At 76.1% G+C, this 15550-nt stretch carries 14 protein-coding genes; 8 read left to right on the top strand and 6 right to left on the bottom strand.

Annotated features, from left to right (window positions below):
• Positions 1–5: 5 nt before the first annotated feature.
• The 6 genes from EDF32_RS05155 (at position 6) to EDF32_RS05180 (ending at position 7311) form a co-directional block, all read left to right on the top strand.
• Complete coding sequence (locus tag EDF32_RS05155; RefSeq protein ID WP_123307446.1) at positions 6–545, top strand: single-stranded DNA-binding protein; 540 nt, start codon at positions 6–8, stop codon at positions 543–545.
• A gap of 162 nt (positions 546–707) precedes the next feature.
• A complete protein-coding gene (gene ettA / locus EDF32_RS05160) occupies positions 708–2390 on the top strand; it encodes an energy-dependent translational throttle protein EttA (protein ID WP_123307447.1) in 1683 nt (560 codons plus the stop codon).
• Positions 2391–2539: 149 nt separating this feature from the next.
• Positions 2540–4519, top strand: coding sequence for a dynamin family protein (locus EDF32_RS05165; protein ID WP_123307448.1), 1980 nt, complete (start codon positions 2540–2542; stop codon positions 4517–4519).
• Entirely contained in the window at positions 4519–6117 is a 1599-nt protein-coding gene (locus tag EDF32_RS05170) for a GTPase (protein WP_123307449.1), read from the top strand. The genes EDF32_RS05165 and EDF32_RS05170 overlap by 1 nt, the downstream gene beginning before the upstream one ends.
• A gap of 43 nt (positions 6118–6160) precedes the next feature.
• Positions 6161–6781, top strand: coding sequence for a GNAT family N-acetyltransferase (locus tag EDF32_RS05175; RefSeq protein WP_123307450.1), 621 nt, complete (start codon positions 6161–6163; stop codon positions 6779–6781).
• Between the two features lie 35 nt (positions 6782–6816).
• Positions 6817–7311 (top strand): thioesterase family protein, encoded by a 495-nt coding sequence (locus EDF32_RS05180; protein ID WP_123307451.1) that lies wholly within the window; start codon positions 6817–6819, stop codon positions 7309–7311.
• Between the two features lie 30 nt (positions 7312–7341).
• Here EDF32_RS05180 and EDF32_RS05185 read toward each other — a convergent pair whose 3' ends face one another.
• The 5 genes from EDF32_RS05185 to EDF32_RS05205 all read right to left on the bottom strand — a co-directional run bounded on the left by EDF32_RS05185 (position 7342) and on the right by EDF32_RS05205 (position 11956).
• Positions 7342–7851, bottom strand: coding sequence for a GNAT family N-acetyltransferase (locus EDF32_RS05185; protein ID WP_233565717.1), 510 nt, complete (start codon positions 7849–7851; stop codon positions 7342–7344).
• Positions 7848–9422: an SDR family oxidoreductase gene (locus tag EDF32_RS05190; protein ID WP_123307452.1), complete on the bottom strand. Its 1575-nt coding sequence runs from the start codon at positions 9420–9422 to the stop codon at positions 7848–7850. The genes EDF32_RS05185 and EDF32_RS05190 overlap by 4 nt, the downstream gene beginning before the upstream one ends.
• Before the next feature lie 83 nt (positions 9423–9505).
• Entirely contained in the window at positions 9506–10507 is a 1002-nt protein-coding gene (locus tag EDF32_RS05195) for a DNA topoisomerase IB (protein ID WP_123307453.1), read from the bottom strand.
• A gap of 52 nt (positions 10508–10559) precedes the next feature.
• Positions 10560–11471 (bottom strand): acyl-CoA thioesterase domain-containing protein, encoded by a 912-nt coding sequence (locus EDF32_RS05200; protein WP_123307658.1) that lies wholly within the window; start codon positions 11469–11471, stop codon positions 10560–10562.
• A gap of 47 nt (positions 11472–11518) precedes the next feature.
• Entirely contained in the window at positions 11519–11956 is a 438-nt protein-coding gene (locus tag EDF32_RS05205) for a globin (RefSeq protein ID WP_123307659.1), read from the bottom strand.
• A 98-nt stretch (positions 11957–12054) separates the two neighbouring features.
• Between EDF32_RS05205 and EDF32_RS05210 the strand changes: the two genes are divergently transcribed.
• Complete coding sequence (locus EDF32_RS05210) at positions 12055–12303, top strand: glucose PTS transporter subunit EIIB (RefSeq protein WP_305037912.1); 249 nt, start codon at positions 12055–12057, stop codon at positions 12301–12303.
• Between the two features lie 30 nt (positions 12304–12333).
• Here the strand turns inward: EDF32_RS05210 and EDF32_RS05215 are convergent, their stop codons facing one another.
• A complete protein-coding gene (locus tag EDF32_RS05215) occupies positions 12334–13269 on the bottom strand; it encodes a mechanosensitive ion channel family protein (protein ID WP_123307455.1) in 936 nt (311 codons plus the stop codon).
• 98 nt (positions 13270–13367) lie between these two features.
• On the opposite strand from EDF32_RS05215, the gene malQ reads away from it, so the two are divergent.
• Positions 13368–15497, top strand: coding sequence for a 4-alpha-glucanotransferase (gene malQ, locus EDF32_RS05220; protein ID WP_123307456.1), 2130 nt, complete (start codon positions 13368–13370; stop codon positions 15495–15497).
• The last annotated feature ends 53 nt before the right edge of the window (positions 15498–15550 follow it).

A 15550-nucleotide genomic window follows, 5' to 3' on the forward strand; every position in this document is an offset into this window, starting at 1 on the left:
GACACATGTCGGACGTCACCGTCACGCTCGCCGGCTTCGTCGGCACCACCCCGCGGCTCTTCACGTCGCAGAACGGCACCGCGTTCACCAGCTTCCGCATCGCCGCGACGCGGCGCTACCTCGACCGCGCCCGGGGCGAGTGGACCGACGGGCGCACCCTGTGGTTCACCGTCAAGGCCTGGCGCCAGACGGCGGAGAACGTGGCGTCGTCCCTGCGCAAGGGCGACGCCGTCGTCGTTACCGGCCGGCTCTCGGTCGACGAGTGGGCGGGCGCGGAGGGGCCGCGCACGGACCTCGTGGTCGAGGCGAGCGCGCTCGGCCCGGACCTGTCGCGCGGCACCGCGCACTTCGCCCACCGGGCGACGCGCAAGGCCGACGACGACGGCGGTGACGCCGGCGAGGCAGGGCACGGCACCGCCGAGGCCGGCACGCCGGAGCCCGGCGCCGGCCCCGAGGACGACCCGTTCGCCGTCGAGCCCGAGAGCCCGCCCGCGGACCCCGAGGCGCAGGAGGAGGTCGCGGCGCTCGCGGGAGCGACCGCGTAGGCTGGGTGGTCGGCGTCGCCCGCCCCGGTCGCAGCGCCCGCGCGTCGAGCCCAGTGCCCGGCGTGGGCGCGCTGCGGGCGAGGCGGGCGCGACCACGACCGTCGGCGCGCAGGGCGCGCCCGGACCAGCATCCGCGATCGAGCGAACGGTGGAACAGAGCCAGTGGCTGAGTTCATCTACTCCATGTACAAGACGCGCAAGGCGCACGGTGACAAGGTCATCCTCGATGACGTCACCCTGAACTTCCTGCCCGGTGCCAAGATCGGCGTCGTCGGCCCCAACGGCGCCGGGAAGTCCACGATCCTCAAGATCATGGCCGGGCTCGACCAGCCCTCCAACGGCGAGGCCCGGCTCTCGCCCGGGTACACGGTCGGGATCCTCCAGCAGGAGCCGCCGCTGAACGAGGAGAAGACGGTCCTCGGCAACGTCGAGGAGGGCGTCGCCGAGATCAAGGGCAAGCTCGACCGCTTCAACGAGATCTCCGCGCTCATGGCGGAGCCCGACGCGGACTTCGACGCGCTCATGGCCGAGATGGGCGAGCTCCAGGAGGCCATCGACGCCGCCGACGCGTGGGACCTCGACTCCCAGCTCGAGCAGGCGATGGACGCCCTGCAGTGCCCGCCGCCGGACGCCGACGTCTCGGTGCTCTCCGGAGGTGAGCGGCGCCGCGTCGCGCTGTGCAAGTTGCTGCTCGAGAAGCCCGACCTGCTGCTCCTCGACGAGCCCACGAACCACCTGGACGCGGAGTCGGTGAACTGGCTCGAGCAGCACCTGTCCCAGTACCCGGGCGCCATCCTGGCCGTCACCCACGACCGCTACTTCCTCGACCACGTCGCGGAGTGGATCTGCGAGGTCGACCGCGGCCGCCTGTACCCGTACGAGGGCAACTACTCGACGTACCTGGAGAAGAAGCAGGAGCGCCTCGAGGTCCAGGGCAAGAAGGACGCCAAGCTCGCCAAGCGGCTGCGCGACGAGCTCGAGTGGGTCAGGTCGAACGCCAAGGGCCGCCAGACCAAGTCGAAGGCGCGCCTCGCCCGATACGAGGAGATGGCCGCGGAGGCGGACCGCACCCGCAAGCTCGACTTCGAGGAGATCCAGATCCCGCCGGGCCCGCGCCTGGGGTCGCTCGTCCTGGAGGCGCAGGGCCTCGAGAAGGGCTTCGACGGGCGCGCCCTCATCGACGGCCTGTCGTTCACGCTGCCGCGCAACGGCATCGTCGGCGTCATCGGCCCCAACGGTGTCGGCAAGACGACGCTCTTCAAGACGATCGTGGGCCTCGAGCCGCTCGACGGGGGCGAGCTCAAGGTCGGCGAGACCGTCTCGATCTCCTACGTCGACCAGGGCCGCGGCGGCATCGACCCGAAGAAGACCCTCTTCGAGGTCGTCTCGGACGGGCTCGACTTCATCAAGGTCGGCAACGTCGAGATGCCCTCGCGCGCGTACGTGGCGGCCTTCGGGTTCAAGGGTCCGGACCAGCAGAAGCCCGCGGGCGTGCTCTCCGGCGGTGAGCGCAACCGGCTGAACCTGGCCCTGACCCTCAAGCAGGGCGGCAACCTGCTGCTCCTCGACGAGCCCACCAACGACCTGGACACCGAGACGCTCGGCTCGCTCGAGAACGCGCTGCTCGAGTTCCCGGGCTGCGCCGTCGTGGTCTCCCACGACCGGTGGTTCCTCGACCGCGTCGCGACGCACATCCTCGCCTACGAGGGCACGGAGCAGGACCCGGCGAGCTGGTACTGGTTCGAGGGCAACTTCGCCTCCTACGAGGAGAACAAGGTGGAGCGGCTCGGCGTCGAGGCGGCACGCCCGCACCGCGTCACGCACCGCCGCCTGACGCGCGACTGACGCGCAGACGCCCCGCGGCCGCCCTGCCGACGTGCCCGGTCACCCGGGAGGGCGGCCGCACCGGGCCCGGTGCGGCCGGCGACCACGTCGCCCGCCGCCCGGTCCCGTCTCGCCGCGTGAAGGTCGGGCACCTCGGGCAGACTGGCGCCATGACCGAGCCCGGGCGCGCCGACGCGGGAGCCCGCGAGCCGACGCTCGTCGGGCCCCTCGTGGCACTGCGGGAGACCGCCGCGCGGCTGCGGCTCCCGCTGGGCGTCCCCGGCCTGGCCGACGACGTCGCGGCGCGCGACGGCGTCGTCGCCCAGCTCGACGACTACCTGCTGCCGCGCCTGCGCGCCGCCCGGGCGCCGCTGCTCGTCGTGGTCGGCGGCTCCACCGGGGCAGGCAAGTCCACGCTCCTCAACTCCCTCCTCGGCGCGCGCGTCAGCGCGGCCGGGGTGCTGCGCCCGACGACGCGCGCGCCCCTGCTCGTGCACCGGCCGGAGGACGAGCGGTGGTTCGCGGACGACCGCGTGCTCGGGTCGCTCTCCCGGCGCCGCCGCGCACCGCGGGAGGCGCCGGCGAACGCTTCCGGCGTCGCGGCACCGCGGGGCGAGTCGGGCGAGCTCGTGCTCGTCGCGAGCGACCTGCTGCCCGCGGGGCTCGCCCTGCTCGACGCCCCGGACCTGGACTCGGTCTCGACGGAGAACCGCGCGCTCGCCGCCCAGCTGTTCGCGGCCGCCGACCTGTGGCTGTTCGTCACGACCGCGTCCCGGTACGCCGACGCCGTGCCGTGGGACGCGCTCGCGGGCGCCGCCGCGCGGCACGCCCAGGTGGCGGTGGTGCTCGACCGCGCGGACCCCGCGGTGCCGGAGGTCGCCGCGGACCTGGGACGGCTCATGCGCGAGCACGGCCTCGAGGCCTCCGACCTGCTCGTCGTGCCGGAGGACGCCCTGGTGGACGGCCTGCTGCCCGAGCGCGCCGTCGCGCCGGTCGCCGACCGGCTCACCGCGCTCGGTGCCGACCCCGCCCGCCGCGGCGCGGTCGCCGCCGCGACACGGGACGGCGCGGTGGACGACGTCGTCGTGCGGACCCGGCGACTCGCGGCGGCGGCCCGGCGCCAGCAGGACGCCGCGCACCGCCTGCGCGAGGCGGTCCACGTGGCGCACGACGAGGCGCGGGACCGGATCGGCGCGGCTACCCGCGACGGGTCGATGCTGCGCGGCGAGGTGCTCGCGCGCTGGCAGGACTTCGTCGGCACGGGGGAGTTCTTCCGTGCCCTCGAGCGGCGCGTCGGGCGGGCGCGCGACCGTGTCGTGGCGTTCCTGCGGGGCCGCCCGCGCGCGCCGGAGGTCGAGGAGGCGATCGCGCACGGCCTCGCCGCGGTGCTGCTCGACGCCGCGGACGCCGCCGCCGAGCGGACCGGGACGGCCTGGCTCGCCGACCCGGCGGGCCGCGAGCTCGTGGGTGCCGGTCTCGACCGCGCCGCGCCGGGGCTCGCCGACGAGGTCGCCACCACGGTGCGCGAGTGGCAGGGCGACGTGCTCGGGCTGGTGCGCGAGCAGGGCCAGGGGCGGCGCGGCGTCGCTCGCGCGCTGTCGTTCGGGCTCAACGGCGTGGGCGTGAGCCTCATGGTCGTCGTGTTCGCCTCGACCGGCGGGCTGACCGGCGCCGAGGTGGGGATCGCGGGCGGGACGGCGCTGGCGGCGCAGAAGGTGCTCGAGGCGGTCTTCGGCGACGACGCCGTGCGGCGCCTGACGCGCGTCGCGCACGAGCGCCTCGACGCGCGGGCCGGGGAGGTGCTCGACCGCCAGGCGCGACGCTGGACGGACGTGCTCGACGAGCTCGGCGCCGGTGCCCCCGGGCCCGGCGCGCTCGGGGCGCTGGCCGACGCCGTCGAGCAGGTGGCGCTCGCCGAGCGCGCCGAGCGGCCGGCGGCCGGGGCCCTGGACCCGGGCGCGGCCGACGGCGGGCGGCTGCGCGGCGCCGGCGCGGGGGCGGTATCGGCGGCACCGAGCACCGGGCCCGGCGACGGTGCGCAGGACGCCGTGGTCCCCGGGCCGCGCCGGCGCGGGCTGTTCCGGCGGCGCCACGCGGCGGGTGACGTGGACACGGCAGGCAGCGCGGGCACCGCGGGCGGCGAGGGCTGATGGCCGGCATCGGGCTCGAGGCGCGCACGCGCGCGCTGGGCGGCGCGCTGGCCGCCGGCGAGGGGCGCCTGCCGCCACAGGTCGCGGACCGCGCGCGGCGCGTCGTCGAGCTCACCGAGCAGCGCACCGCGCTCTCCGCCGAGCACACGGTCGTGGCCGTCGCGGGGGCGACCGGGTCCGGCAAGTCCACGCTCGTCAACGCGCTCGCGGGGGCCCGGGTGGCCGAGCCCGGCGTGCTGCGCCCGACGACGGCCCGGGCGCGGGCGGCGGTCGAGTCCTCCGGCACGCCGGGGGAGGGCGACGGTGCCCGGGCGCTGCTCGACTGGCTCGAGGTGAGCGACCGCGTGGACCTCCCGCCCGGCGACGGGTCCGCGCGCGGTCTGGTCCTGCTGGACCTGCCGGACCACGACTCCGTCGTCGTCGAGCACCGGCTGCGCGCCGAGCGGCTCGTCGAACGGGCGGACCTGCTGGTCTGGGTCGTCGACCCGCAGAAGTACGCCGACGCCGCGCTGCACGAGCGGTTCCTGCGGCCGCTGGCGCGCCACCAGGACGTCGTCGTCCTCGTGGTCAACCAGGTCGACCGGCTCGAGCCCGAGGAGGCCGCGGCCGTTGCCGCGGACCTCGCGCGCCTCGCCGCGCAGGACGGCCTGCCCGACGTCCGGGTGCTGGCGGCGTCGGCCCTGACCGGCGAGGGCGTGCCGGAGCTGCGCCGCATGCTCGCGCAGGCCGCGGACCGGCGCGAGGCCGCGACCGCCCGGCTCGCCGCCGGGGTGCGCGCCGCCGCGGAGGAGGTCCTGGAGGCGTGCGGCGACGGCCGTGAGCCCGGGCCGCCCGGACGGGAGCGCCTGGTCGACGGGCTCGAGCGCGCCGCCGGCGTCGACACGGTCGTGCGTGCGGTGCGCGCGGCAGCGGTCCGCGACGCGCGAGCGGCCACGGGCTGGCCGGTCACCCGCTGGCTCGCGCGCTTCCGCCCGGACCCGCTGCGCCGGATCGGGCTGCGCGACGTCGGCGAGCGCGCGGACCTCGTGCGCACGTCGCTGCCGGTCGCTCGCTCCTCGGCGAGCGCCGCGTCGCGCTCCGCCGTGCGGGACGCGGTGCGGGAGGCGACCGCCGCGATGCCGCCCCGCTGGGCCCAGGCGGCGCGGGACCGGGTCGAGCGCAGCGCCGACGCGCTCCCCGACGCCCTCGACCGCGCCGTCGCGGGGACGAGCCTCGGGGCCGCCGAGCGCCCCTGGTGGTGGCGCGCGGTCAACGTCCTGCAGTGGCTCGTGCTGGGCGTCGGCGCGCTGGGGCTGGTCTGGCTCGGCGTGCTCGCCGTGGCGGGCTACCTGCGGGTGACGGAGCCGACGACGCCGTCCTGGTGGGGCCTCCCGGTGCCCACCGTCCTCGTTCTCGGGGCTCTCGTCGTGGGGCTGGTCGTGGCGGGGGCGAGCCGGCTCGCGGCGGGGGCCGGGGCCCGGGTCCGGGCCCGCCAGGTGCGCCGCCGCCTGCGCCGCGCGGTGGGCGCCGTCGCCGACGAGCACGTGCGCCTGCCCCTCGCGGAGGAGCAGGCGGAGCTCGCCCGCTGCCGGACGAGCGCGGTGATCGCGGCGGGCTGAGCCGCGCCGGTCGCGTGTCGGTGGTGCGTGCGAGCATCCGGGCGTGGACGTCGCCCTTCCCCCCGACCTGTCGATCGACGCCGTGCGCACGCCGCGCCTCGTCCTGGCCCCCGCCGTGCCGGACGACCTGGACGCCGTGCACGCGTGGTTCTCCGACCCGCGCACCTGCGAGCACGTGCCCGCGGTCCGGCACACCGACCCCGAGCAGACGCGGTCGCTCATCGAGCGTCAGGTCCAGGGCCGCGAGCGCGAGGGCCTCGCGTCGTGGGTCGTGCGGCTGCGGGAGGACGTCCCGGAGCGCGGTCTGCGGGCGGGGGAGGCGGTGGGCTGGGGCGGCGCGAGCCCCTGCCCGTTCGAGGCGTGGAACCTGGGCTACCGGCTGGACCCGCGCGCCTGGGGGATGGGCGTGGCGACCGAGGTCTCGTGGGCGGCGCTCGCCGCCGCACGGTCGGTCCGGCCCGGGCGGCCGGTGACGGGACGGGTCCTGGCGCACAACCCCGCGTCGGTCGCCGTCCTGCGCAAGGTGGGCATGGCGGTCCGGTGGGAGGGCGATGCGTGGGGTACCGCGCCGGGCGCCGAGCTGACCCGGGGCGTGCGCCGCATGGTCCTCGCGGACCGCCCGCTGGACAGCGTTACGCTCGACGCGCTGGTCGCGCTCGGCTGAGGGGCGACGACCGCGACCCGATCCGAAGGAGAACCGTGAGACTGCACGTGCCCGTCGCGCTGCGCTGGTCCGACCTGGACGCCTACCAGCACGTCAACAACGTCGAGATGTTCCGGCTCCTGGAGGACGCGCGCATCACCGCCTTCTGGCGCCACGACGACGCGGACCTCGAGGAGCCGTGGCCGACGGCGGTGCTCGACACGGGCCCTCGGGCGACCTCCCACACCCTCGTCGCGCGCCAGGAGATCGAGTACCTGCGCCCGCTCGGGTTCACCCGGACGCCGGTGCGCGTGGAGATGTGGATCGGCCGGCTCGGCGGGGCCAGCATGGAGGTCTGCTACGAGGTGCACGACGGCGCGCAGCACTTCGACCGGACCGGCCCGACGACGGGCGGCAGCCCCTACGCCAAGGCGTCCACGACGATCGTCGTCGTCGACGCGGCGACGGGCTCGCCGCGACGCCTCGACCCGCGCGAGCGCGCGGCGTGGGAACCGTTCCTCGAGGAGCCCCTGACCTTCCGGCGGCGCTGAGCGCCCGGCGGTGTCGAGCTCTCGCCGGTCCTACGCGTCGGTCCGCGCGAGCTCCTTGGCGTACCAGCGCTCGGAGTACGGGCCGCCGTTGAAGGCGGGCACGCGGACGTAGCCGCGCCCCTCGTACAGGCGGTGGGACTCGACGAGGTCGTGGCGCGTGTCGAGCTGCACCCGCCGCACGCCGCGACCGGCCGCGAAGGACTCGACCGCGTCCAGGAGGTGGCCGCCGAGGCCCGTGCCGCGGGCTGCGGGCGTGACGAACACGCGCTTGACCTCGCCGACGCCCGCCGCGCCGTCGGGCGCGAGCTCGAGGCCCGCGCAGCCGATCGGCTCCCCGGCCGCGTCGAGCGCGACGAGGAACGTGCCGCCGGGCGCCGCGAGCTCGTCGCTCGGGTCCTCGGCGAGCGCGGCGTCGACCTCGGCCGTGGTCGCGGGGCGCCCGTACCAGCGGCTCGCGACCTCGTCGGTGTACTCGCGCAGCACGCGCCGGGCGAGGGCGTCGTCCGGGCGCACGGTGCGGATCTCGGCGGGGCTCGTCACGCCCGGGATCGTACCGGTCGGGCGCGCCGGGCGGCACGCTCCGCGGCCTCCTTGATGTTGCGCTGCATGCCGCCGAACACGATGCCGTGGAAGGGCTTGACCGCCCACCAGTACGCCTGGCCCGCGAGGCCGTGGGGGTAGAAGAGCGCCCGCTGAGCGAAGTAGGTGCGGCCGGGGCCGGCCGCCTCGGAGACGTCGGGGACCCGGGCGCTCGCCGTGTCCTCGGCGTCGGTGATCTCCTCGGCCGCGTCGTCGACCCGCAGCTCGAGCCAGGCGAGCCCGGGCGCGCGCATCTCCGCGCGCAGCAGGAGCCTGCGGCCGGGGTCGATGGCCTCGACGCGCCAGAAGTCCAGGACGTCGTCCACGCGCAGGGTGCGCTCGTCGCGGCGTCCGCGGCGCAGGCCCGGGCCGCCGACGGCGCGGTCCATCAGCCCACGCGCCCGCCACGCGAGCGACCACGAGTACCAGCCGCGCTGCCCCCCGATCGCCTGGACCACCGTCCAGAGCGTCTCGGCCGGGGCGTCGACGACGGTGCGGCGCTCGTCCACGAACAGCGACCCGCCGGCCCAGTCCGGGTCGGTGGGCAGGGGCTCGCTCGGCGCCCCGGGCACGGACGCCGACGACCACCGGGTCGCCACCTCCCCGTCGTGGATGCGCTCCAGGGCGAGACCGACGGCGTCGGTGAACCCGAGCAGCCCCTCCGGCGGGTCCGGCACGTAGGCCCGCACGTCGTCCTCGTCGCAGACCACCTCGTGCTGGAGCGACTCGACGAGCGGCCGGGCGATGCCCGCGGGCACGGGCGTGACCAGGCCCACCCAGAGCGAGGAGAGCCGCGGGGTCAGCACCGGGACGCTGGCGATGATCCGCCGGGGCAGGCCGGCGACCTTCGCGTAGCGCTGCATCATGTCCCGGTAGGTCAGCACGTCGGGCCCGCCGATGTCGAAGGCGCGCGAGACGTCGTCGGGCATCGTGGCGCTGCCCACGAGGTAGCGCAGCACGTCGCGCACGGCGATCGGCTGGATCCGGTTGTCGACCCAGCGGGGCGTGGTCATCGCGGGCAGCCGCTCGGTCAGGTAGCGCATCATCTCGAACGACGCGGAGCCGGAGCCGATGATCACGGCGGCCTGCAGGACCGTCGTGGGGACCCCGGAGGCGAGCAGGATCTCCCCGACCTCCTTGCGGGAGGACAGGTGGGGCGAGAGGTCCTCGCCCTGCGGGTACAGGCCGCCGAGATACACGATGCGCCGCACGCCGGCCTCGCGGGCCGCGCGGGCGAAGGTCAGCGCGGTGTGCCGGTCGCGCGCCTCGAACTTCTTACCGCTGCCGAGGGAGTGGATGAGGTAGTAGGCGACGTCGGCGCCCTCGAGCGCTGAGCGGATCTGGTCGAGGTCGCTCGCGTCCGCCTCGACGGTCTCGACGTCGTCGGCCCAGGGCCGCGCCACGAGCCGGTCGGGGTTGCGCGCGACCGCACGCACCCGGTGCCCGGCGGCGAGCAGCTCGGGCACCAGGCGGCCGCCCACGTACCCGGTCACGCCGGTGACGGCGACGGTCTGTCGGTCGTACTGCTCCACGGGTCCTCCTGCGCTCGTCGGGCCCGGTGGGCCCGGTCGTCCGGTCGGTCCTTCTGCTCCCGGGGCTGCCGCGGATGCGGCCGTCACGCGAGGAGCTCCAGCACCGCGCGCTCCGCGGCAGCCGACGTGCGGGTGGGACCGATGGTCGTGCCCCGCTCCCAGAGGTCGACGAGGCGCGGGTCGATGTAGGAGCTGCGGGCGACGGCGGGCGTGTTGCCCAGCTCGTCCGCGACCTCGCGCACCGTCGCCGCGACCACGGCGGCGCGAGCCCGCCGGGAACCGGGCGGGGGGCCCGCGTCGGCCAGCGCGCGGGCGGCGAGGACGGTGGCGTGCCAGGTGCGGAAGTCCTTGGGGGTGGCGTCCTCGCCCAGGCGCTCGCGCACGTACCGCTGGACGTCGGCGCTGGTGACGTCGTGCCAGACGGCGTGCTCCCCGGCCCGGGACGGCTCCTCGCGCCAGGCGAGCAGCTCGTCGCCCTCCCCGTCCCGACGCCGGCGCAGGGTCGAGACCGCGGCGGCGACCTCCGGGTCGTCCACGCTGACGTCGCGGACCTGGCCGGACTTCGCGGGGTAGACGAACCGGACGGTCCCGTCGCGGCTCACCCGCACGTGCTCCTTGCGGATGGTGGCGAGACCGTAGCTGCCGCGCTGGCGGGCGTACAGCTCGCTGCCCGAGCGGAAGTAGGCGAGGTCCAGGAGCCGGAACGCGAGGGCCAGGACCCGCTCGCGCGGCATGCCCGGCAGGCGCAGGTCGCGGGTCACCACGCGGCGGGCCGCGGGCAGGCGCCGCGCGACGGCGAGGACGTGGTCGTGCTTGCGGCGCGCACGGCGCTCCGTCCATGCCGGGTGGTAGAGGTACTGTCCGCGGCCGGCGTCGTCCAGGCCGAAGGCCTGCAGGTGCCCGTCCGGGTACCGGCAGATCCACACGTCCCGCCACGCGGGCGGGACGACGAGGCGTCGGCAGCGGGCGAGCTCCTCGGGCTCGCGCAGCGGCGTGCCGTCCACGTCGAGGTAGGACCAGCCCCGGCCCCGGCGCCTGCGGGCGTACCCGGGCTCGTCGGGGGAGACGCGGCGGAGGCGGGGCACGCCGCCAGTGTGCGGCGGCGTCGCGGCGCTCGCCCGCCGTGCGGCGCCGGCCTCAGGACACGGGCAGGCGGAGCATGCCCTCCTGGCCGATGCTCGCGACCATCGTGCCGTCCTGCGCGTAGACGCGGGCGGCGCCGAGGCCGCGCCCGCCCTGCGCGCTGGGCGACGTCTGGACGTAGAGGAGCCACTCGTCGGCGCGCACGTCGCGGTGCCACCACATGGCGTGGTCGAGGCTCGCCACGGAGATGCCGGGCGTGGCCCAGGCGTGCCCGGCGCGCCGCAGGACGGGCTCGAGCATGACCTGGTCGCACGCGAAGACGGTCAGGGCGCGGTGCAGGAGCTGGTCGCCGGCGACCGGGCCGCGGGCCCGCATCCAGACCATCTGGTGGTCCGTGCGCTCCGCCCCGGGTCGCACGTACAGCGACCCGCCGACGTGCCGGACGTCGAACGCCGCCTCGTGCGAGCGCGAGCGGGCCGCCGGGTGATCGATGCCACCGAGCTCGTCGAGCGCGGACGGGACGTCCTCCGGCGCGGGCGCCGGAGGCATCGGCGTGGTGCTCTCGACGCCGTCCTGACGCTCCTGGAACGACGCGATCATCGACAGGATCGGCTTGCCGTGCTGGATCGCGTGGGTGCGGCGCGCGCTGAACGATCCGCCGTCGCGCATCCGCTCGACCGCGAACTCGATCGGCTCGGTGAGCGACCCCGGCCGCAGGAAGTAGCCGTGCATCGAGTGCGGTACGCGCGAGCCGGGCACGGTGCGGCCGGCCGCGACGAGCGCCTGCGCGAGCACCTGGCCGCCGTAGACGCGCCCGTTGGGCTGGGGGAGGTTGCGACCGCGGAACCGGTCGTCGGCCTCGTGCGGGCGCTCGACGTCGCCGGGCCCGACGGGCGCCAGCGCCTCGAGGTCGAGCACGCTCAGCAGGCTGCCCAGCGGGTCGTCGGCGAGCTCGGCGGAGGACAGGCACGCCGCGCCGTGGCCGGCCGGGCCGGCGGGCGCGCCCGCGCCGCTCACGCGGACTCCTCGACGCTGTTGACCAGGGAGTGCGCTGCGCGCTCGAGGTAGTCCCAGAGCGTGGCCTCGTGCAGCGGCGCGAGGCCGAGGCTCTCGACGGCGGTGCGCATGTGGGCGAGCCAGCGGTCCCGGGCGTCGGGGTTCACCCGGAACCCCGCGTGCCGCATCCGCAGGCGCGGGTGCCCGCGGCGCTCGCTGTACGTCGTCGGGCCGCCCCAGTACTGCTCGAGGAACAGCGTCAGGCGTTCGCGCGCCGGCGCGAGGTCCTGCTCCGGGTACATCGGACGCAGCACCGCGTCCTGGGCGACGCAGTCGTAGAACGCGTCGACGAGCCGGACGAAGGTCTCGTGGCCGCCGACCTGGGCGTAGAAGGAGGCGTCGGCCGCGGCCGGCTCCGGCGGCCGGGCGGCGGAGCCCGGGGTCGTCCCCGTCACCGGCAGGGACGTGCGGTCCTGGGGGGAGAGGTTCACGCGCCCATCATGGCACCCCCGCGCGCCGGGGAGACTAGGCTGTAGATCACCGCAACCGACCTGTGCAGGAGCATCACCACATGAGCAGAGCAGAGCAGATCCTCGAGGCCCTCGGGGGCCGTACCAACGTCGTCGAGCTCGAGCCGTGCATCACGCGGCTGCGGGTCGAGGTCGCGGACACCGAGCAGGTCGACGAGGCCGGTCTCAAGGCGACCGGCGCGTTCGGCGTGGTCCGCTCGGGCCGCATCGTCCAGGTCATCGTCGGCCCCGAGGCGGACAACCTGGCCGCGGAGCTCGACGGCCTGCGCTGACCCGCGCGCCGGCCTGTGTCGCCGGGCGGGTCACCAGGCTGCCAGCGGCACGCCGGCCTGCGCGCAGTCGTCGCGGATCGCGATCCGCAGCTCGCGGGCCACGGCCCACTGCATGCCCGGGCTGGTCCGGATGCGCACGCGGAAGACCAGGCGCCCGGACCCGAACGACTCGATCCCGGTGACCTCGGGCTCGGCCAGCACGGAGGGCGCCACGTCGCTCTCCTCGCACACCCGCGTCGCGGCCGCGGTCAGCACCTCGCGCACCTGGTCGACGTCGGACGCCAGGGGGACCGGCACCTCGACGAGGGTCGAGCTCCAGCCCTGGGACATGTTCCCCGTGCGGACGATCTCCCCGTTGCGCACGAACCAGAGCGTGCCCTGGATGTCGCGCACCTTGGTCACGCGCAGGGCCACCTCCTCGACCGTCCCGGTCACGTCGCCGAGGTCGACCGTGTCACCGACGCCGTACTGGTCCTCCATGAGCATGAACATGCCGGAGAGGAAGTCCTTGACGAGCGCCTGGGCGCCGAAGCCCAGCGCGACGCCGGCGATGCCCGCGGACGCGATGAACGGGGCGATGTTCACCCCGAGGATGTCCAGGACCAGGAGCAGCATGATCGTGCCGACGACGATGTTGGCGCTCGAGCGCAGCACGGACCCGATGGTCCGCGCGCGCTGGGCCCGGCGCGCGGTGGCGAGCGGGTTGGCGCGCTGGAGCACGCTCGTGTAGCCGGACGGCTGGTCCGGGCGCTCGCGGGCGATGCGGTCCGTGACGGTCCGGATGGCGTGCCGGAGCAGCACCAGCAGCGTCGAGCCCACCACGAGGACGAGGATCAGGTGCAGCGGGGCGCCGAGGAACCAGTCGAGCCAGGTGCCCGGGTCCGTGCCGGGCAGCTCGGGCGCCGCCGGGACCGCGGCGCCGGGCGTCGTGGCGTGCGGGAGCGAGGTCGGAAGGTGCGCAGGCATGCGTGGCAGGCTAACGCGCCGGCGGCGGGCGGCACCTCTTTCCCACGCGCCGCCCGGATGGGACGGTCGGCGGGCGGTACCTCTGGCAGGATCAGGGTGTGAGCACCGTCGACCCGCCCGAGCCCGTGCCCGACCCTCTGCTGCGGCTCGCGCAGGCCCACGGCGTCTCGACCGAGTTCTCCGGGTTTGACGGCGGCGTGCAGCGCGTGTCGGCCGCCTCCCTCGTGGCGGCGCTCGCGGCGCTCGGTGTCCGCGCGGACACCCCCGCGCAGATCGAGCTCGAGCTCGAGCACGCGGAGAGCGAGCCCTGGACGCGGATGCTCCCCGGGTCCGTGGTCCTCGTCGAGGGCGACCAGCGCGAGCTGGGCGTGCACGTGGACGACGGCGCGGCCGTCGAGGTCTGGGTCGAGCTCGAGTCCTCGGGCGGGCGGCGCGACCTCGGCCAGGTCGACCGGTGGGTGGCGCCCCGCGAGGTGCTCGGCCGCACGGTCGGTCGCGCGACGTTCGTCGTGCCCGGCGACCTCCCGCTGGGCTGGCACACGCTGCGGGCGCGGAGCGGGGCCGGCGAGGCGTCCGCCACGCTCGTGGTCACCCCGCGGCGGCTCGAGCTGCCGCCAGCGCTCGCCGACCACCCCAGCTGGGGATTCATGGCGCAGCTGTACTCGGTGCGTTCCCGGCAGTCGTGGGGCGTGGGCGACCTCGCCGACCTGGCCGACCTGGCCTGGCTCTCGGCCCGGCACGGCGCGGACTTCGTGCTGATCAACCCCCTGCACGCCGCCGAGCCGGTCGCGCCCATGGCGCCGTCCCCGTACCTGCCGACGAGCCGGCGGTTCGTCAACCCTCTGTACGTCCGGGTCGAGGACGTGCGCGAGACGGCGTACCTGAACGCGGCCGACCGGTCGCTGGTCGAGTGGTCGTTCGACGCGGTGCGCGACCTCGACACGGACCCGGGGCCGATCGACCGCGACGCCGCCTGGGAGGCCAAGCGCTCCGCGCTCGAGGTCGTGCACGCCGCACCGCGCTCGACCGCGCGCCAGGCCGCCTTCGACGAGTACTGCGCCCGCGAGGGCCGGGGGCTGGACGACTTCGCGACGTGGTGCGCGATCACCGAGCACCTGCACGGGAGCACGTGGCCCGCTCCGCTGCACGACCCGCGCTCGCGGGCCGTCGCAGAGCTGCGCGAGTCCCTGGCCGGGCGCGTCGACTTCTACCGCTGGCTGCAGTGGGTGGCGGACGAGCAGCTGAGCCTCGCCCAGCGCACGGCGACCGACGCCGGCATGTCGGTCGGGATCATGCACGACCTCGCCGTCGGGGTGCACCCGGAGGGGGCCGACGCCTGGGCGCTGCGCTCCGTCCTCGCCGAGGGCGTCTCGGTCGGTGCGCCGCCCGACATGTACAACCAGCAGGGCCAGGACTGGTCCCAGCCGCCGTGGCACCCGCGGGCGCTGGCGCGCGCGGGGTACGCGCCGTACCGGGACATGCTGCGCACCGTCCTGCGCCACGCGGGCGCGATCCGCATCGACCACGTCATCGGCCTCTTCCGTCTGTGGTGGGTGCCGCGCGGCGAGGGTCCCGCGGCCGGGACGTACGTGCGCTACGACCACGAGGCGATGGTCGGCATCCTGTGCCTCGAGGCGCAGCGCGCGGGCGCCGTCGTCATCGGCGAGGACCTCGGCACCGTCGAGCCGTCCGCCCGCGAGTACCTCGCCGAGCGGGGCGTGCTGGGCACCTCGATCGTGTGGTTCGAGAAGGGGTCCGACGGATCGCCGCTCGCACCCGAGCGCTACCGGCGCCTCGCCCTGACCTCGGTGACGACGCACGACCTGCCGCCGACCGCGGGGTACCTCGCCGGTGAGCACGTGGACCTGCGCGAGCGGCTCGGGCTGCTGGAGCGCGACGTGGAGAGCGAGCGGCGCGCCGCGCGCAACGAGCGCGAGGAGATGGTCCGGGCGCTCGCCGCGCGCGGGCTCGTGGAGGACCGCCCGTCCGAGCGCGAGATCGTCGAGGCGATGCACCGGTTCGTCCGGGCGACCCCGTCGGTCCTCCTCGGGGTCGCGCTCACCGACGCGGTGGGGGAGCGCAGGGCGCAGAACCAGCCCGGAACGGACCAGGAGTACCCGAACTGGAAGGTCCCGCTGGCCGACGCCGCGGGGACCCTGGTGCTCCTCGAGGACCTCTTCGACAGCGCCCGCCTGGAGTCCCTCGTCGACGTGATGCGCGAGGACTGAGCCGGGAGTGCGGGAGGCCCCGCCTCCCGGGCCGCACGCGGCGGCCCGGGAGG

The organism is Cellulomonas sp. PhB143, assembly GCF_003752595.1.
Classification (GTDB): domain Bacteria; phylum Actinomycetota; class Actinomycetes; order Actinomycetales; family Cellulomonadaceae; genus Paraoerskovia.